This is a genomic window from Paraburkholderia sediminicola (genome assembly GCF_902859805.1).
Lineage (GTDB): Bacteria > Pseudomonadota > Gammaproteobacteria > Burkholderiales > Burkholderiaceae > Paraburkholderia > Paraburkholderia sediminicola.
On the sequence record NZ_CADIKC010000001.1, the window covers coordinates 1,383,389 to 1,407,447 of the forward strand.

21 protein-coding genes are annotated in these 24,059 nt (G+C 62.1%); 8 read left to right on the forward strand and 13 right to left on the reverse strand.

Annotation, left to right across the window (positions count from 1 at the left end; genetic code table 11):
• Window positions 1–11: 11 nt before the first annotated feature.
• The 3 genes from R8871_RS06195 to R8871_RS06205 all read right to left on the reverse strand — a co-directional run bounded on the left by R8871_RS06195 (window position 12) and on the right by R8871_RS06205 (window position 2,376).
• Window positions 12–1,307 carry a TolC family protein gene (locus R8871_RS06195; RefSeq protein WP_175049525.1) on the reverse strand — a complete coding sequence of 432 codons (1,296 nt, stop codon included), beginning with the start codon at window positions 1,305–1,307 and terminating at the stop codon, window positions 12–14.
• A 92-nt stretch (window positions 1,308–1,399) separates the two neighbouring features.
• The gene (locus R8871_RS06200; protein ID WP_175049526.1) at window positions 1,400–1,762 is read right to left on the reverse strand and encodes a hypothetical protein; all 363 of its coding nucleotides are present in this window, start codon (window positions 1,760–1,762) and stop codon (window positions 1,400–1,402) included.
• 140 nt (window positions 1,763–1,902) lie between these two features.
• The gene (locus R8871_RS06205) at window positions 1,903–2,376 is read right to left on the reverse strand and encodes a hypothetical protein (protein WP_175049527.1); all 474 of its coding nucleotides are present in this window, start codon (window positions 2,374–2,376) and stop codon (window positions 1,903–1,905) included.
• A 350-nt stretch (window positions 2,377–2,726) separates the two neighbouring features.
• Between R8871_RS06205 and R8871_RS06210 the strand changes: the two genes are divergently transcribed.
• The 3 genes from R8871_RS06210 to R8871_RS06220 all read left to right on the forward strand — a co-directional run bounded on the left by R8871_RS06210 (window position 2,727) and on the right by R8871_RS06220 (window position 4,184).
• Window positions 2,727–2,960: a hypothetical protein gene (locus tag R8871_RS06210; protein WP_175049528.1), complete on the forward strand. Its 234-nt coding sequence runs from the start codon at window positions 2,727–2,729 to the stop codon at window positions 2,958–2,960.
• 369 nt (window positions 2,961–3,329) lie between these two features.
• Window positions 3,330–3,788 (forward strand): GNAT family N-acetyltransferase, encoded by a 459-nt coding sequence (locus R8871_RS06215; RefSeq protein WP_175049529.1) that lies wholly within the window; start codon window positions 3,330–3,332, stop codon window positions 3,786–3,788.
• Between the two features lie 45 nt (window positions 3,789–3,833).
• Window positions 3,834–4,184: a DOPA 4,5-dioxygenase family protein gene (locus R8871_RS06220; protein ID WP_175049530.1), complete on the forward strand. Its 351-nt coding sequence runs from the start codon at window positions 3,834–3,836 to the stop codon at window positions 4,182–4,184.
• A gap of 45 nt (window positions 4,185–4,229) precedes the next feature.
• On the opposite strand, the gene R8871_RS06225 is transcribed toward R8871_RS06220, so the two are convergent.
• The 5 genes from R8871_RS06225 to R8871_RS06245 all read right to left on the reverse strand — a co-directional run bounded on the left by R8871_RS06225 (window position 4,230) and on the right by R8871_RS06245 (window position 9,092).
• Window positions 4,230–4,541, reverse strand: coding sequence for a high-potential iron-sulfur protein (locus tag R8871_RS06225; protein ID WP_175050019.1), 312 nt, complete (start codon window positions 4,539–4,541; stop codon window positions 4,230–4,232).
• Window positions 4,542–4,587: 46 nt separating this feature from the next.
• Window positions 4,588–5,277 carry a nitroreductase gene (locus R8871_RS06230; RefSeq protein WP_175049531.1) on the reverse strand — a complete coding sequence of 230 codons (690 nt, stop codon included), beginning with the start codon at window positions 5,275–5,277 and terminating at the stop codon, window positions 4,588–4,590.
• A 134-nt stretch (window positions 5,278–5,411) separates the two neighbouring features.
• A complete protein-coding gene (locus R8871_RS06235) occupies window positions 5,412–6,134 on the reverse strand; it encodes a PepSY-associated TM helix domain-containing protein (protein WP_175049532.1) in 723 nt (240 codons plus the stop codon).
• On the reverse strand, window positions 6,131–6,814 hold the full coding sequence (locus tag R8871_RS06240; RefSeq protein WP_175049533.1) for a Fe2+-dependent dioxygenase: 684 nt from the start codon (window positions 6,812–6,814) through the stop codon (window positions 6,131–6,133). The genes R8871_RS06235 and R8871_RS06240 overlap by 4 nt, the downstream gene beginning before the upstream one ends.
• An 85-nt stretch (window positions 6,815–6,899) precedes the next feature.
• Complete coding sequence (locus R8871_RS06245; protein WP_175049534.1) at window positions 6,900–9,092, reverse strand: TonB-dependent receptor; 2,193 nt, start codon at window positions 9,090–9,092, stop codon at window positions 6,900–6,902.
• A 591-nt stretch (window positions 9,093–9,683) separates the two neighbouring features.
• Here R8871_RS06245 and R8871_RS06250 point away from each other — a divergent pair.
• Window positions 9,684–10,679, forward strand: coding sequence for an aldo/keto reductase (locus R8871_RS06250; RefSeq protein ID WP_175049535.1), 996 nt, complete (start codon window positions 9,684–9,686; stop codon window positions 10,677–10,679).
• A 61-nt stretch (window positions 10,680–10,740) separates the two neighbouring features.
• Here R8871_RS06250 and R8871_RS06255 read toward each other — a convergent pair whose 3' ends face one another.
• The 5 genes from R8871_RS06255 to R8871_RS06275 all read right to left on the reverse strand — a co-directional run bounded on the left by R8871_RS06255 (window position 10,741) and on the right by R8871_RS06275 (window position 18,791).
• Window positions 10,741–11,307: a YbhB/YbcL family Raf kinase inhibitor-like protein gene (locus R8871_RS06255; RefSeq protein ID WP_175049536.1), complete on the reverse strand. Its 567-nt coding sequence runs from the start codon at window positions 11,305–11,307 to the stop codon at window positions 10,741–10,743.
• Between the two features lie 141 nt (window positions 11,308–11,448).
• Window positions 11,449–12,249 (reverse strand): ROK family protein, encoded by an 801-nt coding sequence (locus R8871_RS06260; RefSeq protein WP_175049537.1) that lies wholly within the window; start codon window positions 12,247–12,249, stop codon window positions 11,449–11,451.
• Window positions 12,250–12,284: 35 nt separating this feature from the next.
• Complete coding sequence (zwf, locus tag R8871_RS06265; protein WP_175049538.1) at window positions 12,285–13,898, reverse strand: glucose-6-phosphate dehydrogenase; 1,614 nt, start codon at window positions 13,896–13,898, stop codon at window positions 12,285–12,287.
• An 18-nt stretch (window positions 13,899–13,916) separates the two neighbouring features.
• Window positions 13,917–16,748, reverse strand: a complete 2,832-nt coding sequence (locus R8871_RS06270) for an MGH1-like glycoside hydrolase domain-containing protein (RefSeq protein ID WP_175049539.1) — start codon at window positions 16,746–16,748, stop codon at window positions 13,917–13,919.
• Between the two features lie 51 nt (window positions 16,749–16,799).
• Complete coding sequence (locus R8871_RS06275; protein WP_175049540.1) at window positions 16,800–18,791, reverse strand: amylo-alpha-1,6-glucosidase; 1,992 nt, start codon at window positions 18,789–18,791, stop codon at window positions 16,800–16,802.
• A gap of 213 nt (window positions 18,792–19,004) precedes the next feature.
• On the opposite strand from R8871_RS06275, the gene R8871_RS06280 reads away from it, so the two are divergent.
• The 4 genes from R8871_RS06280 (at window position 19,005) to R8871_RS06295 (ending at window position 24,040) form a co-directional block, all read left to right on the forward strand.
• Window positions 19,005–19,319: a hypothetical protein gene (locus R8871_RS06280; RefSeq protein ID WP_175049541.1), complete on the forward strand. Its 315-nt coding sequence runs from the start codon at window positions 19,005–19,007 to the stop codon at window positions 19,317–19,319.
• Between the two features lie 63 nt (window positions 19,320–19,382).
• A complete protein-coding gene (locus tag R8871_RS06285; RefSeq protein ID WP_175049542.1) occupies window positions 19,383–21,539 on the forward strand; it encodes a phosphocholine-specific phospholipase C in 2,157 nt (718 codons plus the stop codon).
• Between the two features lie 491 nt (window positions 21,540–22,030).
• Window positions 22,031–22,345, forward strand: coding sequence for a hypothetical protein (locus tag R8871_RS06290; RefSeq protein ID WP_175049543.1), 315 nt, complete (start codon window positions 22,031–22,033; stop codon window positions 22,343–22,345).
• 60 nt (window positions 22,346–22,405) lie between these two features.
• Window positions 22,406–24,040, forward strand: a complete 1,635-nt coding sequence (locus R8871_RS06295; protein ID WP_175049544.1) for a PepSY-associated TM helix domain-containing protein — start codon at window positions 22,406–22,408, stop codon at window positions 24,038–24,040.
• Window positions 24,041–24,059: the final 19 nt, after the last annotated feature.

The window sequence follows — 24,059 nt, forward strand, 5'->3', positions numbered from 1 at the left end:
GGTGCTCTCCTTCACTGGCTGATGGACATCGACGCGGGCACGACCTGGTATTCGAGCTGGGCCCAGGTCTGGGACACCTCGCGCCGAAGGTCGAGCACCTGTAGCTGAGCGTCGAGCAATGCACGTCTGGCAGCAAACGCATCCGCAAGCGACCCGCTACCCGCCTGATAGGCCGCGGCGGCAAGCTGGACGCGCCGGTCCGCAGCGGGCAGCAGGGAGTCGGTGAGATGGGTGATGCGCTCGCGGCCGCTGGTGAGGGTCGCCGACTGCGTGCGGATATCCGCTTCGACTTGCCGTTGCGTGTCCTCGTACATCAGCCGCGCCTTGGTGCCGAGTTCCGCCTTCTCGTCGGCGTCGCGGTTCTGGCGATTCTTGCGATTGATCGGCAGCGGAATGCTGACGCCGACCGAAACCATGTTCGAGTACTGCCCGCCACGCTGTTGATAAGAGACTTCCCACGTCCAGTTGGGACTGCGGTCGCTGTTGGCGACAGCCGTATCGGCATCGGCGACGGCGATGTCCCGCGAAGCGGCCACGAGCGCCGGCTGAACGTCGCGAAGCTCGTCGGGTGGCAGAGACGACACATACGATTGCGGCGCGGGCGGATCGCCGCTCACGTCGAGAACCGGTGTGGCAGTCCAGCGGGACAGGCCGATCAGTGCGGTTTGAAACGTCTGTTGTGCTTTGAGCAGCTGATCCTGCGTCTGCGCGAGCATCGCCTGCGCCTGAACGACGTCGGCTGCGCTTGCCTTGGCTCCCCGGTAAGACGCTTTTGTCGCGTCCAGTTCGTGAGCCATATGGCGCACCAGCTCCTGCTGCAACGCGAGCGCCTGCTTTGCATAGACGGCGTTTAACCACGCAACCGCCGTTTGTTGCCGCGTGTTCACGAGCTGCAGCAGATAGCCGGCTCGCTCGCGGTCCACCACATCGTTCGCCCGCGCGGACAGCAAGCGGCGCTTATCACCGGATACCCATTCCTGCTCGATGCCGATACGGCGCATGGTCATGAAATCCTGACCGATGGTGAACCGCTGCGATCCGTTCACCGGCAGGTTGTCGATACCCGCTTTGAGCATCGGGTCGGGCAACTGACCGGCCCGGACCGCGGCATCGGAACTCGCGCGCACAGAGGCCTGTGCGGCCCCCATGGCGGAAGAGCGGTCGGTCGCGGCCTGAAGCGCCGCGTCGAGCGTTAAGCTCGCTTGCTGAGCGTGCGCCGCGCCGCTCGCGAGAATCAGCGCGGCGAAAAGCGAGCGCGCGCGCAGTGGTGGCCGCCGGTTTAACGGCGTGCAAAAAATGAATGGCATGTTCTAACCCCAACGGCGAACTCCCAAAGGGAGTCCACGTCCTGAACGCAGGACGACCTCACCGCAAATGCGGTGAACCTGTCAGCAAGGGATTAGATGGCGCGAGGAGGTCGCCACGGTCCGGTCGGCTCACGGACCGGCAGCGACTGCGCGTAGTGGAAAACAACGGTGCTCGACAACCCGGCAGGCCGGGTTATGCCGGTCGGAGAGACCGGGTGATACAGACTGCCGATCTGGCATTGAGCCATTACCTTGCAGAAAAAGCCCTTGGTCTTTTCGGGCTGCGATGAATGCATCGACTCGCAACCGGGCATGTCAGCCGACATTGCGTCGCTCTCGTCGGCACTCATGCTCATCTGCATCGGACAATCTCCCGTCAAGCCGCTAGCCGCCAGCCCACTAATGGGCAGCGCAGCGCATAGCAACAGAAGGAGCAACGTCCGCAGAAATTTCATGCCGGAGATTATAGCTGCAGTAATTTAACCGGGTGCGTCGGATTGGCTAACAACAGCAGGATCGACGTTGATGCGAAAAAAACGCCCCATGTGGGGCGTTCTTCGTTTGAGCGTCAGCTTGCGGCAGGGCGCGACGTTGCTTAGACGGTCGCTTCGACAATCGCTTGCGTATGGGCCGATCTCATCAACCCTTCGATCATCTTCGCTTCCGCGTTCGCGATCTCGCTCAACGATGCGATCGACAGTTGCCCATCCAGAATCGCCAGCGCGGTGCAAAGACGGGCGTATTCGCTGTCTTCAAGCACCCAGGCGCCGTCTTGATGCTCACGTGCGTCGAGCTGCACCATCGCCGCATGCGCGCTTTCGATATCGGCAATGACGTCTTCACCGAGGCCAAGACGCGCCAACTCTTGCGACACCAGCAGATGCCGGCTCAAGGTCAGGTGTAAATCCCGCGTGCCCCGACCGCGCCGGAATGCATCGAGGGCGGTGTAGCACTGCAGGAGCATCGCCTCGGTGACAGGCTCGTGGGCGGTGCGGCTATAGGTCAGCGCGCGCAGCAGCGGGGACATGGCCGGCTGGGTGTGCTTGCGGACTCGCGATTTACTGGACATATCGATTCAACCTCCTTCGCTAACTCTCGGCTTTGCCACCGAATGCTGTGCTCTCCGGTGGCAAACGCCGCCGATGCGTCGGCGGCTTGACAGGCCCTTAATGTGAGTCTGTGTAGCCATCATGGCAAGCAACTATTAAGACAGACTTAAACAACTCAAAGTCTCGAATGTGCGCGGCATCCCGCCACGCGCGAGCAGATTTTCCGCTACGGCTGGCCGGAAATGCAACGCTGCCATATAGGTTCGGATCGAATAAATACAAGTCACATCGGACGCGCCGACGAAAAAAAAGCCCTGTTCCCGCGAGGGAACAGGGCCGGACAGGATGGAAGAGTCGTACAGGCGCGTGGATGCTTGCCGACTTTTATAACCATCACAAACTACCAAAGCTGTTGCTGCAAGAACTGCTATTGCGCTATTGCGGTGCTGCTTTACTGCTGTATGGCGGTGTTGCGGTGCTGCTCTACTGCGGTGTTGCGGTGTTGCGGTGTTGCGGTGTTGCGGTGTTGCGGTGTTGCGTTACAGCTCGGTCCCTCGCCATCAACATCACCTCGCTGCAACCCCCTGCTGATCCGTGCGCATGACTGCTGCGATCGCGCACTATTTGCATTGCTTCGACTTCCTACTGCTTTGCTGCCCTGCCACGTTGGTCAAACGCGGCAAACTGCCATCAACGGTACGGTTCAAAACAACGCGGGGGAAGACCGCGTCGATGGGCTCGGTGACTTGTCGCTCCATGGAAAACAGTTTATGTGAACACACGAAAATGCAATTGCGCGAAACGAGGGGAATTGGCAGGCCAGTTTGCCGAATCGCCACGGGGTGGCGGTTTCTTCAGACTTGAGCCACGAACGTAAGCGCCCGAAACACAAGCGCATGGTAAAAAAGCGCTGCCGCTGCAACAATCCACGACAATTCTTTCTCACCGCCCGCGCATCGGAAACGTTACCCGCATGTCCGTTCAAGAACCTGCCCTTACCCTGCGCCCCGCGCAGGAAGCCGACGAGCGCTTTCTCCTCGAACTGCGCAAGGCCACCATGACCGAGCATCTGGCACGCGCCGGCGAATCCGTCGACGATGCCCAGCATCTCGCGCGTCTGCACTATCGCTACGATGCAGCGCAGGTGATTTGCGTCGATGGTGCGCCGGCTGGTTTGCTGAAAGCGTATCGCACCGAAACCGAGTGGTTCGTCGTGCAAGTGCAGATCGCGCCCGAGCATCAAGGCCGCGGGATCGGCGAGCGCGCGCTGCAAACTGTCCTGCAAGCGGCGCAGGCCGACGTATTGCCGGTGTGCCTCAAGGTCCTCAAGGGCAATCCCGCCAGACGCCTGTACGAGCGCCTGGGCTTCGAAATCGTCGCCGAAGAGGAAATAGAGTTTCTGATGCGGCGCGCACCGCACGCGTCAGCCTGAATTCGAGCAGAATGACCGTCTGACAAAGACGGAACGAAACCCGCTATGACCTTTCGCGACACCTCAGCCATCGAGAGCTGGCACGCCCACGTTTACTTCGATTCAGGCAGCCGCGACGCCGCGTGGGCCTTTCGCGAGCAAATCGAAGCACACTGGAACGGCAAACTGCAACTAGGCCGCTTTCACGAACGCCCAGTCGGGCCGCACCCGATGTGGTCGTATCAGCTCGCATTCGCGCAGGAGCAGTTCGCCGAGCTCGTCGGCTGGCTCACGCTGAATCACGGCGCGCTCGATATTTTTCTGCACCCGAATACCGGCGACGCCTTGCGCGACCATCGCGATGCGGCGCTGTGGATCGGTCGTTCGCATGAGCTCGTACTGAGCGCTTTGAACTAGGTGCCAAGTCGCGCGTAGCGCGCCCAAGCGCACTAGCTGGCCCAGTCACATATTCGAATACGAATTGCACCAGCCGCGTCCGGCGACCTGCTTGTCGCCGAACAGCGTGCAGCCACCGTAGGCGTCGGTAGGCTTGCCCTGGAATAGCGAACAGTTGGCGCAGGTTTGTCCGGCGGCGTAGCCAGGGAATTTCGCCTTGTCGACCTTCGCCGCGTCCTCTTTATAGCCGACGGCCTGCGCCTTCGGATCGGCTTCGCTCAGTGCGTTCGCGGTGTCGGCGAACGCGGCGCGGGACAGCATGAGCGATGAGCTCACGCCCACACTCAGCATCAGAAAATGGCGGCGTGAGGTTTTCATCATGGTCCGATGGGAAGTGGGTAAGAGGAGCGCCCGTCAATAGGGTTCAATCGAGAAGTCGCGTGAACCGTTCAACCGGTTCGCGATCGGTGCGTAACGTATTGACCAGCGCGTTTTCGTCGGCGAAACCGAGCGACATGCCGCACACCAGTTGCTCTTCGGCCGGCAGGCCGAGATGCTCGGCAATCACGCGATGAAACTGCGTAAAAGCCGCCTGCGGACAGGTATCGAGGCCGCGCCCGCGCGCCGCCGTCATGATCGCCTGAAGGAACATGCCGTAGTCGAGCCAGCTGCCGAGTTCCATCACCCGCTCGATCGTGAAGAACAGGCCAACCGGCGCGCCGAAGAACCGGAAGTTCTGCGAGTGCTGTTCATGCATGCGCGCCTTGTCGCCCTTCTCGATGCCTAGCAGGCCGTACAGATCCCAGCCGATCTTGCGGCGGCGGTCAATGTACGGCGACACCCATTGGTGGGGATAGTAGCGATACTCTTCCTGATACAGCGCATCGCGCTGAGGATCGTCATAGGCGGCGACCAGCGCCTGCGACAGGCGCGCGAGCGACTCCCCCGTCACCACATACACTTTCCACGGCTGAGTATTGGTGCCCGAGGGCGCGCGGCTGGCCGCTTCGAGAATCGCCTCGATATCGGCGCGCGCGACCGGCGTGGGCAGAAAGGCGCGGATCGACCGCCGCGATATCAACGCGGCGTCGACCTGATTGGGGGACGTGGTCATCGGCAGAAATCCGGCAGGGCCAACGGTTTTTGGCGGTCTGCGACGATTCTAGCGCGAGCGCCCACTTTTCCGCTGGCGGGCGTGCAGGGTGCCGGGAGGGCGCGCCAACCGCTGCGGCGCGCCCTCAGGGTCTGCTAGAGCAGACCCATACACACGGCAGCAATGATGGACCCGATCACCAACACCGCGCCGACGGTTTTGCGTTTGTTCAACTCCGTCCAAAGCAGGACGCCGGTGAGCGACAGCAGAATGATGCTGCCCGCCAGCGTATCGATCAGCAGCACCCAGCCGACGCTCAGGCCGACGCCCTTGTGCAGATTCGTGAGCGTCGCGAGAAACGAGTTTTCACTGCGCTTGACCGTCACATAGCCATTGCCGACCCAATACTCCGCGGCGGTGTTTTCGTGCGGCGACGAAAAGGTGAGCTGCCAGTGCTCGGGCTGGAGCACGCTGCGCTCACCCCACGCCACCGGATGCGCAGGCTCTTTCTGCGCGCGTCCCGGGGTACCGGCCAGTTTCAGCTCCTGTTTGAGCCACTTGCCGAGTTCGCGCGGCGTTTCCGGCGCCGGCTGCGGCAGCGGCACCTGCACGACTGAAACCTGCGGCTCGCCGGTCGACACCTTGAGCGGCCCGCCACGATGATTCAACAAAAAACCCGTGGTGCCGAACAGCAAACCCAGCGCAGCGCCCCACAAACCGATCCAGCCATGCACTTTGCGCAGCCATTTGACAAAGGTGGCGCGGCGCGAGCGCTGCTGCCGTGCTTTCAGTTCGTCGCGGTCGAGCCGCTGCGGTTCGACGGCCTCGGCGTCGATGGACTCAGCCGGCCGGAATTCAATAGCCTCGGGTACGCTCACGTTTCGCTCCAGGTGCGCAACAGGTTGTGATAGCAACCGACGAGGCTGCGGCGCGCGGCATCGTCGGCATGCGTGGCGTTCAGACGTTGAATCGCCGTGTCCATATCGAATAGCAAGGCGCGCTGCGTGTCGCTGCGCACGAGGCTTTGCACCCAGAAGAAGCTGGCGAGGCGCGCACCGCGCGTGACCGGCGTGACCTGATGCAGACTGGTGGCGGGATAAACGATCATGTCGCCCGCCGGCAACTTGACCTGTTGCACGCCGTAGGTGTCTTCGACAACGAGTTCGCCACCGTCGTATTCGCCGAGTTCGGAGATGAACAATGTCACCGACACGTCCGTGCGCAGCTTCACGCCGTTGGGCAGCACCCGCACCGCGCCGTCCACATGGCTGCCGAATTCCATGCCGCCTTCGTAGCGATTGAAGAGCGGCGGGTACACCTGATTCGGCAACACTGCGCTGATGAATAACGGGTTGCGCTCGATCGACGCGAGAATCACGTCGCCGAGTTCACGCGCGAGCGGCGAATGCTCGGCGATCTGCTGGTTGCGTTTGACCGGCGCGCCCTGATAACCGGCGGTCGCGCGGCCATCGACCCATGCGTCGCCGGCGCTGTCGAGCCGCTCGCGCACAAAGCGCAACTGTTCGGCGTTCAGTACATTGGGAATGTGCAGCAGCATCTTGAGTTTCCTTGGCCTCTTGACCTCGTTACGTCGGCCTGCCGTTTGCGGGAACAGCAAGCCTACCGTAGCTATGAGACACGCTTCAGAAGCGGTAGTCGAACGTTGCCAGCAACGTGCGTCCGATACCGGGCACGGAACGGCCTCCGTCCGACGGAATCAACGCGTCGTAGTACTGCTTGTTGGTCAGGTTCAGCAGGTTCAGACGGATGTCGTATTTCTTCGCGTGATACGCCGCGGTCGCATCCCAACGCGTGTAGCCCGGCACCTGCACGTAGTTCGTGTTCGACGCGTAGCGCGGCGACATATAGGTCGGGCCGCCGCCGATTTCCCACTGCGGCGTGATCGCATACGTGGTCCAGAATGTGAGCGTGTTGCGCGGCGTATTAGCCGGCACGTGCCCTTGCGTGCCGTCGAGCGCCTTCAGGATGATGGCGTCCATGTAGGTGTAGCCGCCAAACACTTGCCACTTGTCGGTGATGTGTCCCGTCACGCCGGCCTGGAAACCATCGACGCGGATGTCGCCGTCGAGTTCGTATTCGGTCGGCGAAACTTGCGTGCGCGCGTTGGTCATTTCCTCGCGGAAGAACGCGGAGGTCACCGAAATATTGCCGCCCAGCAGATCCCACTTGCCGCCGATTTCATACGATTTGGTCGACTCCGGCGCGAGGTTCTGCGTCAGGTTGGTGACCGTCAACGCCTCGAGCGACGGATCGAACGACGTGCCGTACGACACGTAGTACGACTGCCAGTCGGTCGGCTGATAAATCACGCCGGCGCGAACGCTGGTGAAGTAGTTGGTCTGCGTCGCGTAGCCTGGCAAGCTGATCGTGTTGTGGATCTGCGCCTGGAAGCGATCCCAACGCAAGCCGCCGATCACCTTCCAGTGCTGGCCGATCGACACGGTGTCGTTCACGTACGCGCCAATTTCGTTCGAGCCGGAATCGGCATAGTTACCGACCGTGGTAGTCACACCGGCAGGCGAAGACAGATACGCCGGGTTCACCATCGAAACAACTGGCAAGTTGTTGCGCGTGTAGGCCTGATTCGAATAGCTGTCGTGGCCCAGGTCGACCCCGGCGATCAACTCGTGCTTGAGGGGTCCGGTGTCGAATTTGTATTGAAGCGAGGTGTCGTTGTACAGCGAATGGTTTTCGATCACACGGTCGTGGCTTTGCAACTTGATGAACAGTTGCGACGGCGACAGCGTCGTGAAATTGCCATTGGTGAGCGCGGTGCTGCTGGCAAGCGGCCCCGTCAATACCGCTTGCGGCGCGGTCTCACGCGCGTCGGTCATCGAGTGCGAGAACTGCGTCTGGTTGGTCAGCGTGAGCTGGTCCGAGAACTTGTGTTTGATCGCGGCGGTGAACGTCTGCACGTCCTGAATCGTGCGATCTGTGGTCAAGCCATAAAACGTGTTCTTCGGCACTGGCGACGGGCGGCCGTTCAACGCCTGCACGCCGTAGTCAGGCATGTCGTAGTTGTGCTGGATCAGCGCGGAGATCGTGACTTCAGTCGGCGTGCCAATGCCGAAGCGTACTTCCGGCGCGATACCGTAGTCCTTGTTTTTCATCTCGTCGCGCGTCGAACCGAGGCTTTGGCCGAATGCGTTCAGGCGAATCGCGGCGGTGTCCGTCAGCTTGTGATTCACGTCGACGGTGCTGCGGTAGCGATCGTCGGTGCCGATCATGCCCGTGACCTCCGCCGAGTCCTTCAGGTTCGCCTTCTTGCTGACCTGGTTGATCACGCCGCCCGTCGAGCCACGGCCGAACAACATCGACGACGGACCGTACAGCACTTCGAGTTCTTCAAGGTCGAAGGTGTCGCGATAGTACTGGTTGCGATCGCGGAAGCCGTCCAGATAGATGTCGTTCTGAGCGGTGAAGCCGCGCAGGTTGATGTTGTTGCCGATCTGCCCGCCTTCGGCTGCGCCGATCGTCACGCCCGGCGCATTGCGCAGCGCGTCCTGGAACGACGTGGCGCCCTGCGAGGCGAGCACCGACTTGTTGATCACGGTCACTGTCTGCGGAATGTCGCGCAATGCGGTGGGCGTCTTGGCGCCGACCGTCGAGCGCTCTGCCTGGAAGTCCTGTTGTTCGGCTTGCGCCGCGACGCCGATGGTCGGCAAGGTCGCGTTGTCGGCCGTTGCGGACGACGGCGCGTTTTGCGCTGACGGCTGCGACGCAGCTTGCGGAGCGGTCTGCGCGACGGCGGGCGTGGCAAATGGAACGGCAAAAGCTAGCGCTAACGCAGTCGCAAGCGGCGTGTGGTTGAACATGGGAAATCCCGTCGGAAGTGCGCTTGCCCGATCCGCATGCTCGACATGGAATCAATGACAAAACCGCAATTGGCTGGCTGCCGGTCTCCTGCTTGGAGCAAGAACGACGGGATGGCTGGCTGGTGGTTAAATGAGAATCGATATCATTCCATACGCATAAAGCCCCATCAACCGCGCGGAACCTTACCTGCTGTAATGGGATTATTTCTAATTTTTACCAACGTATGGAATACGTAATTTTCGAAGCGTCATGGTTAGCTGAAAATTACTTATATGTAATGTTTGGCGACCCAACACGTGGCGCCTTCTGATATTTATTAGACGAATACGCGGCCCTGCCCATATCCTCGGAAAACACATCAACTTCTCTCAACGCTCAGCAGAGCTGATCTGAAAAATCCAGTCTATGTCGCGCGGCAATGAAAGTTCGCGTCACTTTCGCAATCGAGTCGAGCGGCACGCCAAGCTTTCTAAATGCTAACGCCTCACTGCGCTTACGTGTGCCCGCGGCCGAACGCGAAATCGCCACACCGTTTATCCTTTTTACAACACCGCATACCGCAACTGTCCCGTCCATCTTCGGAGTTGACCATGCAATACCGCAAATTCGGCCGCACTGGCCTGACCGTTTCGCGCCTGTGTCTCGGCACGATGACCTTTGGCCTGCAGACGGAAGAAGACGTTTCGCGGCGAATTCTCGACACGGCGGCGGACGCCGGTGTGAACTTCATCGATACCGCGAACGTTTATCCGCTCGGCGGCGGCGAAAGCATTGCCGGACGCACGGAGGAGATCGTCGGGCGATGGTTGAAGGGCAAACGCGACCGCTTCATTCTGGCGACGAAGGCGGTCGGCAAGATGGGGCCGTCAGCGTGGGATCAGGGCGCCTCGCGCAAACATCTGCTGGACGCGATCGACGCATCGCTGCTGCGGCTCGGCACGGACTACGTGGACCTGTACCAGCTCCATTCCGACGACGCGAACACTCCGCTCGATGAGACGCTCGAAGCACTCGACGTGATCGTGCGATCCGGAAAGGCGCGGTATATCGGCGTGTCGAATTTCCTGGCGTATCGGCTGGCGCGGGCGCTGGGTCGCGCCGATGTGTTGCGCGTGGCGCGGTTTGTCTCGGTGCAGCCCCGCTATAACCTGCTGTTCCGGCAGATCGAGCGGGAATTGCTGCCTTTGGCGGATGAAGAGCAATTGGCCGTGATGCCTTACAACCCGCTGGCGGGTGGTTTGCTGACCGGCAAGCACCGGGTGGACGCTGCGCCCACGTCCGGGCGATTCACCGAAACCGTCGGGAAGGCGGGAGCCATGTATCAGGAGCGGTACTGGCATCAACGCGAGTTCGAAACGATCGAGAAGCTGAAGGCAATCGCTGCGCCGACGGGCGAGTCTTTGACGCGGGTCTCGCTGGCGTGGGTGCTGGCGAATCCGCTGATTACGTCGGCGATTATTGGCGCCAGCCGCGCTGAGCAGTTGAGCGATACGCTGTCGGCTTCGGAGCTTGTGCTCGACGCACAGGTTAAGACGCAGCTCGATGAGGTAAGTCACGAATATCGATGGGGTGACGCGGCCCGGTAGTGGGGTGCCCTCGACGGCGGCGCCGGTGGTTGCCCGGCTTCCGCCATCGAAGGCATAAGACTCACCGTCCGTATCGCAGCACCGTACTCGCCGCAGCGAGCACATGGTCCTTCATAGCCGCCAGCAACGCGTCGCGCGTCAATCCTGCTGGCAATGCGTCGGGCGGTAAATCAAGCGCATAAACCTGCGCAACATAGTGATGCGGGACGTCCCCAACCGGCGGGCACGGTCCGTAATAGCCAGGGCCACCCGTCCGGTTCGTTCCGCCCACGCTGCCGGCCGGCGTCGCACCCGCACCGAGCCCGGTCGCCGATGGTGCGACGCCATACAACACCCAGTGGACTATGCCCAGACCCTTCGCACCGTCCGGATCGAAGATAGTAATGGCGTAACTCTTCGTGCCGGCCGGCGTGTTCCGCCATTGCAAGGCCGGCGACACATTCCCGCCACCGCAATTATTCGCGCTCGCCGCGTGACTCGAATCCAGTGTGCCGCCGTCGGCCAAACCCGGCGACGACAGCGCAAATGCATCGGCCGCACGGGCACTCGCCGCAGCAAAAGTCAGCGCGGCGCACATGCAGACAAATAACAGGCGTCGTGCAGCGCCGGCGGTATGGCTTCGAATCATCGTTGGCTTCCCCGGATATAAGTTAGCTAAGCTGAAAAAAGTCGCACCGCAACAAACGGGCGTCACGGCCACCGGTGACAAACGTATCGACTGCCCACTTTATTCCGCCGACGCGAAACGAATCCATCCTTAGTTCAAGCATCATTTGAACCGGCCCGTCCGCTCATTCGCCTCCGGCAACTGCCGCGTCTCGCGCAACGACTTCGGATGCCACAGCCGCGCACCGCCTTCGATTCCCGCATCGTTCGAAACAGTTGCGACGTTCGCGGGCAACTTGAACGTCAGCCGCGCCGCGTTGCCACCGCCGATCCACAGCTTGTCGTAGTTCACCAGCGAATTGAGAATGCCGATTATTTTCTCGACCCGGCGATTCCAGCGCTTGTTTCCCGCCTTCTCGCGCGCCGCGTCGCCGATGTATTCGTCGTACGCCACCCCTTTCTTGCTGACCGGATGATGCGCAAGCTCGAGATGAGGCATCAACTCGCCATCGCGGAACAGCGCCGTGCCCGCGCCAGTGCCAAGCGTCAGCACGAGCTCGATCCCGTGGCCCTCGATCGCGGCGAAGCCCTGCATCTCCGCGTCGTTGATCATGCGCACCGGCAGACCGCCGAGGCGCTGCGCCAGCGAATCCGCAAGCGGAATGTCGTGCCAGCCTTCGGCGCCAAAATGCGGCGCCGTCAGAATGCGGTTGTTGCGCACCACGCCCGGGAAGCCAATCGACATCAGCGTAGGCGGCTCCTTTTCGACGAGCGGCTCGACCAGCTTCACCAACGCATCCACCAGTTGCTCCGGCGTGCACGGATGCGGCGTCGGCACGCGCAAACGGTCGGTTTTCATCTGACCGTCCGCATCGATGATCGCGGCTTTCAAGCCGGTGCCACCGACATCGATCGCCAGAATCCGCTCGGTGCTGCTTTTTACTTTCGTCTTACGTGTGGCCACGGTGTCCCCCGATTGTGTTGGTGCGTCTCATGGAGTTACTTCTTTTCGACTGCATCCTGCTTTAAGGGCCGCCATGAATGGCCGTCGCGTGCGAGCAGCGCGTCTGCCTCAGCGGGTCCCTCGCTGCCGGCAGCGTAACCGTGCACCGGTATCGCGCCGCCGGTTTTCGGGTGCAGCACGTCGTCCACCGCGCACCAACTCGTTTCGATGCTGTCGGCGCGCTGGAACAGCGTCTCGTCACCCAGCATGCAGTCGTACAGCAAGGTCTCGTAGCCAACGTTGGCCCGTTCGGCGAAGAAGTCTGCATAGTCGAACGACGACTGCACCGCGCCGATCTGCATCACCGGCCCCGGCGTCTTCACATTGAAGTCGAAGCTCGTGCCGTGCGCGGGATCGATGCGCAAGGTCAGCACGTTCGGCGTCAACGCGTCGACCGGAGTGTCGCGGAACAGACGGAACGGCACCGGCTTCAGTTGCACCGAGATCTCCGTGCGGCGCGCGGCGAGCCGCTTGCCGGTGCGCAGATAGAACGGCACGCCCGCCCAACGCCAGTTCTCGACATACACGCGCGCGGCGGCATAGGTTTCGGTCGTGCTGTCCGGCGCGACGTCGGGTTCCTCGCGATAGCCGATACCCGCCGGACCCTTCTCGTATTGACCGAAGACGACGTCGTCGGCAGTCAGCGGCTGGATTGCATCGGAGATTTCGGCCTTCTTGTCGCGCACGGCTTCGGCATCGAACGAATTGGGCGGCTCCATTGCGACCATGCCGAGCAACTGGAACAGGTGGTTCGGCAGCATGTCGCGGAACGCGCCGGTCTGCTCGTAAAACTTGCCGCGTCCCTCCACGCCGATCGTTTCGGCCGCGGTGATCTGCACGCTGTCGATATATTCGCGCCGCCAGATCGGTTCGAACAGCGCATTCGCAAAGCGCACCGCGAGAATGCTCTGCACGGTGTCCTTGCCGAGAAAGTGATCGATGCGATACACCTGAGACTCGTCCGCGTACGACAGAATGTGCGCGTTCAGGTCACGCGCCGAAGCGAGATCGGTGCCGAATGGCTTCTCGATGACGATGCGGCGGAAGCCGCCCGTATTGCCCTCACCCGCGCCCTCGCCTTCTTTCAGCAAGCCCGCTTTGCCGAGATGCTCGACGATCGGCTTGAAGAAGCGCGCAGTGACCGCCAGGTAAAAAATCACATTGCCACCCGGCGATTGATCGAGCTTTTGCTTGAGCTTTGCGAACGTGTCGTCGGTTTCGAATTCACCGGCCATGTATTCGAGTCGCTGCGCGACCCAATTCCACGCTTTGTCGTCGAGCTTGCCGGCGTGGAAAGTGCTGGCTTTGTCGGCGGCGAACTGCTGCAGCGACTTATGCAAGTCTTCGCGCCATACGCTCGTCTCGCGTTCGCCGTGATTCACGCCGATGATCTTCATGCCGTCATCGAGCAGGCCGTCTACTGCGAGGTTGTACAGCGCGGGCATCAGCAACCGTTTGGTCAGGTCGCCGCCCGCGCCGAAGATCACCAGTGTGCAGGGCGGCGCAGGCCGCTTGCCGGCCGGCGACGACGGCGCATCATGCGGACCCGCGCTGACTTTGCAACTGGGTTCGCGACTGGCGGAAGCTGGGGTGTTCGGAGTAGTCGACATGGGATTCGCTTAAGAAAGCTACTTGGTTACGGCCGTTACCAGCGCAGGCGCAGGTTCGGGCGCGGACTCGGGCGCAGACTCGGGCGCAGACTCAGGTGGGCAGGCGGGAGCAGGCGTTGAGGTCGACGTGGGTATCGGCGCCCGGTCCGGCTCGCCAGCCAGCGGCACATTGCCGGATGCGCCCATCGCCCTCGGTTGCAACAGCAGCGCCACCAGGCCGCTCCAGCCGGTTTGATGCGAAGCACCCACGCCACGCCCGTTGTCGCCATGGAAATACTCATGGAACAGCACGAGATCGCGCGACCGCGGGTCAGCCTGCAAAAGTGGATACGCGCCCATCACCGGACGTTCGCCGTTCTTGTCCTTCAGGAACAGGGTGGTCGCCCGGCGCGCCAATTCGTCGCCGATTTCGCAGAGCGAAAACTTCTGCCCTGAGCCGGTCGGATATTCGACGCGAAAACTATCGCCGTAGTAACGATGAAATTCGTAGAGCGATTCAATCAGCAGATAGTTCACCGGCATCCATACCGGCCCGCGCCAATTCGAATTGCCGCCGAACACGCGGGTGTCGGATTCGGCCGGCAGATACTTGACGGTGACACTGGTGCCGTTGTGATTGAACTCGAACGGATGGTCGCGATGGAATCGCGACAGCGCCCGCACGCCATGGTCGGAGAGGAATTCGCTTTCGTCGAGCGCCCGGCGCAGCAACGCTTTCATCCGATGCCCGCGCAGCAGCGAGAGCAGTAACGCGTTGCCCTTGCCGGGCTCGTTCCAGCGCGAAACCAGCTTTGCCAGATCGGGGCGGTGCTCGAGGAACCAGACGAGCCGCTCGCGCAGACCCGGCAGGTGGCCATGCAAACGTTCTTCAAGCACGTGCACGGCGAAAAGCGGAATCAGGCCGACAATCGAGCGCAGGCGCATCGGAATATTGCTGCCGTCGGGCAGGCGCAATTTGTCGTAGAAGAATTCGTCTTCGCTGTCCCATAGGCCGGTATCGCAACCGTCGTCGCAACTCACGGCTTCGGCGATATACAGGAAGTGCTCGAAAAACTTCACACCGATATCGACGAACACGTGGTTCGCATACGCGAGCTCAAGCGCGATCCGCATCAGGTCGAGCGCGTATGCGGCCATCCACGCGGTGCCGTCGGCTTGATCGATGTGACCGCCCGTCGGCAACGGCGACGAGCGGTCGAAGATACCGACGTTGTCCAACCCGAGAAAGCCGCCCTGAAAAACGTTACGGCCGTCCGCATCCTTGCGGTTCACCCACCACGTGAAGTTCAGCAACAGCTTGTGAAATACGAGTTCCAGAAAATCCCGATCCGCCTTGCCGGTCAGCGCGCGGTCGATTTCATAGACGCGCCACGCGGCCCAGGCATGCACGGGCGGATTCGCGTCGCCGAGCGCCCACTCGTAGGCAGGCAATTGACCATTCGGATGCTGATACCGGTCCTTCACCAGCAGCAACAATTGCCGCTTGGCAAACGCGGGATCGATCAGCGCGAACGCGGCCGCATGAAACGCCAGGTCCCATGACGCGTACCACGGGTATTCCCACTTGTCGGGCATCGACACGATGTCCGCGTTACACAGATGCCGCCAGTCCACATTGCGGCCACGTTTGCGGGACGCAGGCGGCGTGGGTTGCAGCGGATCGCCTTCGAGCCAGCGCTGCACGTCGTACTGGTAGTACTGCTTGGACCACAGTATGCCGGCGAGCGCCTGGCGCTGCACGAGGCGCGCGTCAGGATCGCTGATCTCGTGCTGCAGCGCGCCATAGAATTCATCGGCCTCGGCAATCCGGTGAGCGAACACCGCATCCGCATCGAGTTGCGTGTCGTCCGGCGCCGACTGCGGACGCCAGCGCATATACACCACGGCGCGGCCGTGCGGGCCGAGTTCAATCGACGCATGCGCGCCCGCCTTGGTGCCGGCGTCGCGGCGGACCGCCTGTTCGTCGCCGTGGACGAGGTAGTCGTTGAAGCCGTCCTTGAACGGCCCCGCGCCATCCATGTTGAACAAACGCTTGACGTTGGTGTCGTTCTCGCAAAACAGCCACGCCATTTGCGGCGCGTCTTTCGACCACGCTGTCACGACGATCGGCTCATGGCCATGCTGCTTGCCGATCAAATGGACTTCACCGTTGTGGTCCTTGCCGGCGACCAGCGAAGGCTTGTCCTTGTTCTCCTTCCACGACCACGAATTGCGCGCCCAGATCTGCGGCAGCACATCGAGCGAAGCCGCCTCGTCCGCGCGATTCTCGATCGTCACGCGCATCAGGATGTCGTCGGGCGCGTGCTTCGCGTATTCGACCTGCACGTCGAAGTAACGGCAATCGTCGAACACGCCGGTATCGAGGATTTCGTATTCCGGCATGTCGCCATCACGTCGCGCGTTTTCCTGCACGAGATCGTCGTACGGAAACGCGGCATGCGGGTACTTGTAGAGCATCCGCATGTACGAATGCGTCGGCGTGCCGTCGACGTAGAAGTACAGCTCCTTCACGTCCTCGCCGTGATTGCCCTGCGCGTTGGTGAGGCCGAACAGACGTTCCTTCAGGATCGGGTCTTTGCGGTTCCACAGCGCGAGCGATACGCACCAGCTGAGTTTGTCGTCGCCGAAACCGGCGATGCCGTCTTCGCCCCAACGGTAGGCGCGGCTGCGTGCATGGTCGTGGGGAAAAGAATCCCAGGCGGTGCCGTCCGCGCTGTAATCCTCGCGCACCGTGCCCCATTGACGCTCGCTGAGATACGGCCCCCAGCGTTGCCAATGGGCACAGTCGGCGGAGTGAAGGCGGGAACCTTCGATCGTGTCGAGCAGATTGGCAGCGCGCAGCGGTGGCATGACTACGTCCTTGCGTCGGGCCTGGCGGTGGGACTCACATCGTAGCGCGGTTTAAGGGGCGATGGACTCCAATCGGGCAAGCAGGTTTTCAATGCGCAGCAACTCCCCCAGCGACCACGCCTGAAACGGCGTGCCGGCGGGCGTGTGCGGCGCGTCACCGTCGGCGATTTCGGAGAGATGGTTAAGGCCGGCGTGATCGAGATGCGCGTACAGCGGGTCGAGAAAGTGCGCTTTGGCTTGCGCACGGGCATCCGGCTCGGCGCCGTGAACCCGCAGCCATGCTTCGACGAATGGGCCTAACAACCATGGCCAAACCGTCCCTTGATGATAGGCACCATCGCGCTCCAGCGGCGTGCCGCCGTAGTGCCCGCGGTAGGCGGGATCGGACGGGGCGAGCGTTCTGAGGCCAAGCGGCGTGAGCAGGTGCGTTTCGACCTGATCGACCACTGCGCGCGCCGCCGCGCCTTCGAGTAACGGAAACGGCAGGCCGCCTGCCGCGAAGATCTGATTCGGGCGGATCGAGCGGTCAACGGCGCCTTTCACGAAATCCACGTCGACGTTGTCGACGAGCGCTTGCGTCGACGGATCGGTAAAACGTTCATGAAACGCTTGCAACGCTCGGTCACCAGGTTGCTGCCATTGCGGATTCCACGTTGCTGCAATGCGCAATGCGTTGATCCAGAGCGCCTGCACTTCCACAGGTTTGCCGATGCGCGGCGTGACCACCCAGTCGCCGACCTTTGCGTCCATCCACGTGAGTTGGACACCGGGGACGCCGGCGCTCAGGAGGCCGTCTTCGGTAGAGGCTTTGATGTTGAAGCGCGTGCCTTTCGTGTAACCCGTGAGGATAGTTTCGACTGCCTGCTGCAGACGCGTTCGGGTGCCGGCTGTTGCGTGGTTCGTCGCCAGATAGTCGTGGACGGCGATGACAAACCACAACGATGCATCGACGGAGTTGTATTCCGGCGTGTCGCCGTAATCGGGAAAACGATTCGGCAGCATGCCTTCGGACAAGGTGCCCGACCATTCGAGCAGGATCGCTTCCGCTTCGTCGAGGCGGCCCGTTGCGATCAGCAAGCCGCGCATGGCGATGAACGTGTCGCGGCCCCAATCGGTGAACCATGGAAAGCCGGCGAGGATCGTGCGGCCTTCGTTACGCGCTACGAGGTAGGCATCGGCGGAACGTTGCAGGCGTGAGCCGAGTGCGCTGCGGCGCTGCTGTTCGATGTACGCGAGTTCGGTTGCGTGAGCGGCGGCTGGTTTGGTGCTTGCCGGCACCGCCGCCGGGGACGCGATCGATGCGCTCGACGCGCTGAGGATCATCACCGCTTCGCCATCCGCGAGATTGAAGCTGAACACACCTGGCGTGGCGAGGTCTTCGCTGAAGTCGAGGCCACGCTCGCGCTCGCGAACGTAGCAGAAGTTTCGGTACCAGTCGGGAGCGTGCGTGTAGACGCCATTGGTCGCCGCGTTGATGACCGGCAGGTCGCCATAAGGTTGCCAATTCACGCACGCCTGATCGCTGCTTGTCTGCGCGTTGAAATTGAACGCGGCGTTTTCGTGGTGCAGTGCATGGTAGTCGCGCCCGGAGAGCAAAGGCCTGACTTTCAGGTTGAACGCGCCCGTGCCGGAAGCTGCCACTACGCCGTCCAGCCGCCACCGCAAAACCGTTTCGCGCGTCGCCTTGCTGACGAACACGTCCGCTATCAGCGTTACGTGCGAATCGAGTTGCAAACGCCACGTCGGCCACGGGTCGGTGTCGAACGCGAGAAGACTCGCTGTCAGGTCGGGATAGATCACGTCCGGCATATACCGCTGCATGCTCAGCGAATAACGCTGGCCGTTCGCTTCGAGCCATGCTTCCACGCCGTTCACGAGCACCACGCGCCCACCAGGCGCGCGCGTGGCTGTGAGCAGCAAGGCCTGATAGCGGCGCGTGCGCAGCGTACCGACGGTTCCCGAAGCGAAGCCGCCGAAGCCGTCAGCCTCGAGCCATTCGTCTTCGAGACGCGTGATGTCGAAAGGTCTTTCGATGCGTGTCATGGACTTGCCAAAGTATGTGAAGCGCAAATCGTTCGGTGTGCCAGGGCTTCAGCCGTATGGCGCCAACGTGACCATTCTCCTGCTTACTGCTTTCCAACTCCTTTCGAATAGCCGACATCGCAACGTAAGTCTATCCACTCGCAAACGTTTCACAATTATTTCTCGAAAGGAATGGAGACTGCATCCGCCGCCACACACTGGATGGATGCAGACATGAGAACAGATACCCGCCTCGTCAGCGCCATGTTCGTTGCATTTGCAACTTTGGCGCTGAGCGGTTGTGGCGCCGATGACTCCGGCTCGGCCTCAACGTCTTCATCGCCAACCGCCGAGAACAATGCTGTCGCGCAAAGCGCCACGGCAGCCCCCGCAGCAGGAATGCTCAACGCATCAGCGCCACTCGCCGCCGACCCTGCCGCTGCGTCCGACCCGATCACACAAAACATGCAAGCGACGCTCGCTGCCGACAGCCAGCAAGTCACGCCCGTGATGCATTACGCACCGGGCGACAACGCCAACAGCAACTGATCCGACTCCACCGGCGCGCGCGAGGCGCGCTATTCTTTCTCCACCCGCAGAAGGTGATATTCGATGACATCAAATAGCCGTCGCCGTTTCCTGCAGACCGTGGCTTCATCCGCCGGCGCTGCCGCCGCGCTGACCGCGCTGCCCGAGTCCATTCGCAATGCGCTTGCTGTACCGGCGTTTTCGCGCACCGGCACGATCCGCGATGTCGAGCACATCGTCGTGTTCATGCAGGAGAACCGTTCCTTCGACCACTACTTCGGCCATATGCGCGGCGTGCGTGGATACAACGACCGTTTCCCGATTCCGCTGCCGGGTGGCAAGCAACCCGTGTGGTATCAACCGTCGAAGGAAAACGCCGCGCAACCGGTGCTGCCGTTCCACCTGAACACGGCGACGACCAGCGCGCAATGTATCGGCGACCTCGACCACTCGTGGTACCCGACGCACTACGCGATGAACAATGGCGCGTACAACCAGTGGCCCCAGTACAAGACGGACATGACGATGGGCTACTACCTGCGTAGCGACATTCCGTTCCACTATGCACTGGCCGATGCGTTCACCGTGTGCGATGCGTATTTCTGCTCGCTGCCGGGACCGACGCACCCGAACCGGTCATACCTGATGACCGGCATGGTCGATCCGACCGGCACCATGGGCGGCCCGCTGCTCGACAACAACGATTTCGTCGACAACGACGGTCCGCCGGCCTATCAGCTGCTCTCGTGGACCACGTATCCGGAACGCCTGCAAGCCGCGGGAATTACGTGGCAGGTGTACCAGCAGGGTCTGACCGGCGCCGATCCGTTGAATGGCAACTACGGCACCAACGTGCTGCAGAATTTCGCGAATTTCATCAACGCCCAGCCGGGCAGCGCCCTGTATGAACGCGCGCAGACCGTGCGCACGATTGCGGACCTGAAGAACGACGTGCTCGCGGGTAATCTGCCGCAGGTGTCGTGGTTGTGCCCGCCGGCCGCGTACTCCGAGCACCCGAGCTACACGCCCGCATATGGCGCGGAATACACCTCGCAGATTCTCGATGCGCTGACGTCGAATCCCGAAGTGTGGAGCAAGACCGTGCTGTTCATCATGTACGACGAGAACGACGGCTTCTTCGATCACCTCGTGCCGCCACAACCGGCAACGACGCCCGCCCAGGGACAGTCGACGGTCAGCACCGACGGCGAAATTCACAACGTAGTGAATCCCGGGCGTGGTGGCAGCTACACCGCGGACGGCCTGCCGTATGGCCTCGGCCCGCGCGTACCCATGACGATCGTGTCGCCGTGGAGCAAGGGCGGTTTTGTGTGCTCGCAAGTGTTCGATCACACCTCGGTGATTCGCTTTATCGAAACGCGCTTTGGCGTTTATGAGCCGAACATCACCGCATGGCGCCGCGCCGTGTGCGGCGACCTGACCACGGCGTTCGACTTCCGCACGCCGGACGCCTCCGTCCCTGCGCTCCCGGACACGAGCAATTACCAGCAGGTCGCCAACGAGTGCTCGTCGCAGCCGAAACCCACGGTGCCTACCACGCCAGTGGCATTCGACCCGCAGGAAAGCGGTATCCGTTTCGCTCGTGCCTTGCCGTACGAGTTGCACGTGAACGGTCACGCTGACGTGAAGAAGAACACGTTTGAAATCGCGTTTGCCAATAGCGGCAATCAAGGCGCGCATTTCTACGTGTACTCGACGAATCGCACGGATGGTCCGTGGCGTTATACCGTCGAAGCCGGCAAGTCGCTCAACGAGACCTTCGATCTGACGACGACGAGCGGCGTGTACGCATTCGAAGTGTTCGGGCCGAATGGCTTCGTGCGTAAGTTTGCGGGTAATACGCAAGCGGCGACGGCGCAGCCTGCGCAGGCAGCCTTCGGCGGACATGGCAACAACAAACCTGCACAGCCGGAAATCAAGGTGCAATACGACGTTGCGAACGGCAATGTGTTTATCAAGTTCAGCAACAAGGGCGGCGGTATTGCCCGCCTGACGGTGACGGACAACGCGTATGGCGCACGCACGCGCCCGGTGCTGGTGCCGGCAGGGGCACACATCGAAGAGGCCTGGGTGCTGGCGTCGAGCCACCACTGGTACGACTTGACGGTGACGAGTAACGACGACGCCAGCTTCTCGGTTCGTCTGGCTGGGCACGTTGAGAATGGCCGGCCGAGCATTAGTGATCCGGCAGCTGTGGCGCCGGTGTTGGTGGTGAATTAAGCGCGCGCATTTCGCGTGAGCTTCCGAAGCCCGCCCATCGGCGGGCTTTTTTTCGTCCGTAGCGTGTGACGCTTCAGATCTTCTCAACCGCGTGATTTGCCGGCACGTCGCGCCCCGCAGCGCTTCGCGCCTCGTTTGGCGACAGAATCGCGTCGAGCCGTGTATGATAACGATTCTCATTAACAAACACGGACCAGGCACGCCGTCTTGCTACATATGGGGAACGTTTTCATTGTCGCGCCGGCGTTTGCCGGCGCTTTGCTGTTCTATTTCAGTGTCCCAGGCCAGCGCTGGCTACACAGACCTTGGCCCGCGCGACCAGCCCGCGTGGCCGCGGCCGTATGCGTCGCGTTTTCGCTCGCTTGCGCAGGGGCGGCGTTGCATCCGGCTACCTCGCTGGCCGTCGTCGTCACGACACTCATGGCGAGCCTGACCGCGCTGCCTTTTGTCGGTGTGCTTATCGAACGGTCCCGCGCGCAGCGCGCTGCGTCATGACGCGTGTTTCGGCACGCCCACGCGCGAGCGCTTCCATCGAGCGCGGCTTGCTGCTGAAATTCGTCGCCGGAGTGATCGGCGGTTTCGGTTTGGCGATAGCGGCAAGTGCGTTGTTCGCGCGACTGTCGCCGGGTGGCCTGGCAGCCGCGAGCAAATTTCATGTCGCAATGTGGCTCGTGCCGCCTGTGTGGATCGCAGTCGCTTCGGCATCGTTTTTTTTTCGCAGCAGTGCGCGCGCTTTTGCCGGCCTGGCGCTAGCCAACGTGGCCGCTTTCGCGCTGGTGCTGCTCTGTCAGCGCATGCCGTTCTGATCGCGCGCGACAGCCGTTAATTCCACGAGCGGTCCGCCGCTTGTTTCATTTGTGTCCAGCATGCGCAGCGATATCCTTCGCGTCTATAAGACCGTTCATACGTGGACCGGCATCGTCGCCGGCCTGCTGCTTTTCATCGCCTTTTACGCGGGCGCGGTCACGATGTTCAAGGACTCGCTGTCCGAATGGACCACGCCGCCCACGGTGAAGGCGATGCCGTCGGTGCTGATCGAGCGCACGCTCAGCGCCAATCCGGCCGCGCGCAAGGTCTTCAGCCTCGCGCTGGTCGACGAGGGCCGCGTGCGTCTCTCGTGGCAAGCCGCACCGGGCCAACGCTGGCATGCGTGGCTCGACGATCAGGGCCAGTTGCGCGCGGCCCAAAGCCAGCCGTCGGACGCCGCGCGCCTCATCGACGCGCTCCACATGACGGGCGGCGTGCCGGGCACCTATGACGTCGGTGTCGCCGTGATGGGCATGGTGTCGTTGCTTTACGGGCTCGCGCTGGTGTCCGGCGTGATCGTGTTGCTGCCGACGCTGGTGAAAGATCTGTTCGCGTTGCGCATCGGCAAGAATCTGAAGCGGATGTGGCTGGATGCACACAACGTGGTCGGCATTCTGAGCCTGCCGTTTCATCTGATGATGGCGTTGTCGGTGGTTGCGTTCGGTTTGGGCGATTACATCTTCGACGTGCAGGACAAGCTGATCTACGACGGCGGCCTCAAGCCGATGATGACCGCGCAGAATCCGTTCTTCGCGAAGGCACCCGGCTCGGGCAAAGGCGCCGCGCCGGCGCCCACGATGCTGCCGCCGGCCGAATTGCTGGCGAAAGTTCGTGCGCGCGCACCGCATTTCGTGCCCACCGCACTGCGTTACCGTAGCGCGGGCAAAGCTGGCGCCACGGTGTTTGTCGCCGGCGACGACGAACGCTATCTCGCACGCGACGGCGGCTTCGCGCTCATGAACCCGGTCGACGGCGCGTTCCTCAATACTCAGTTTCTGCCGGACGGCGGCAACGGCAGTAAATGGTCCGCGTCGACAAGCGCGTTCTATGCGCTGCATTTCGGCAGCTACGGCGGCGCGCCAGTGCGATGGGGCTACTTCGTGCTGGGTCTGGCGGGCGCGTTCCTGTTCTACTCAGGCAACCTGCTGTGGATCGAAAGCCGGCGCAAGGCGATGCGGCGCGACGGCGCGCCGGTCACGCAGCGCCGTTCGACCTTCGTGATGGCGTCCTTGACCGTCGGCGTCACGCTCGGCTGCATCTGCGGCATTTCGCTGACGCTCGCGGCGGGCAAGCTGCTGGCCGGACGCGTCGGCGATCTGCACACGTGGCATATCGCGATCTATTACACCGTGTTCGTCGCCTCGATTGCATGGGCGATGCTGCGCGGCGCCGCTCGCGCTTCGGTGGAATTGCTAGCGCTCGCGACGTGCGCCACCGCTGCGATTCCGCTGGCGAGCCTGATCGGATGGTTCGCGCCGTCGAGCGGCTTATGGTTCTCGGCCGATGCCGGGCCGCTGGGTGTCGATATCGGCGCAGCGCTCGGGGCGCTGTGCTTCGCGTGGATGTGGCGCAAGACGCGTCAGCGAATCGCGTCGGATCGTACCGATAGCGTGTGGTCGCTGCAGGCTGGGCATGCGCCCAAGGAAATCGGCGGCGTTACATCGGATACGGCGGAGGCGCAGCAGGGGCGCTAGCGCCTGATTGTCTGGTTTG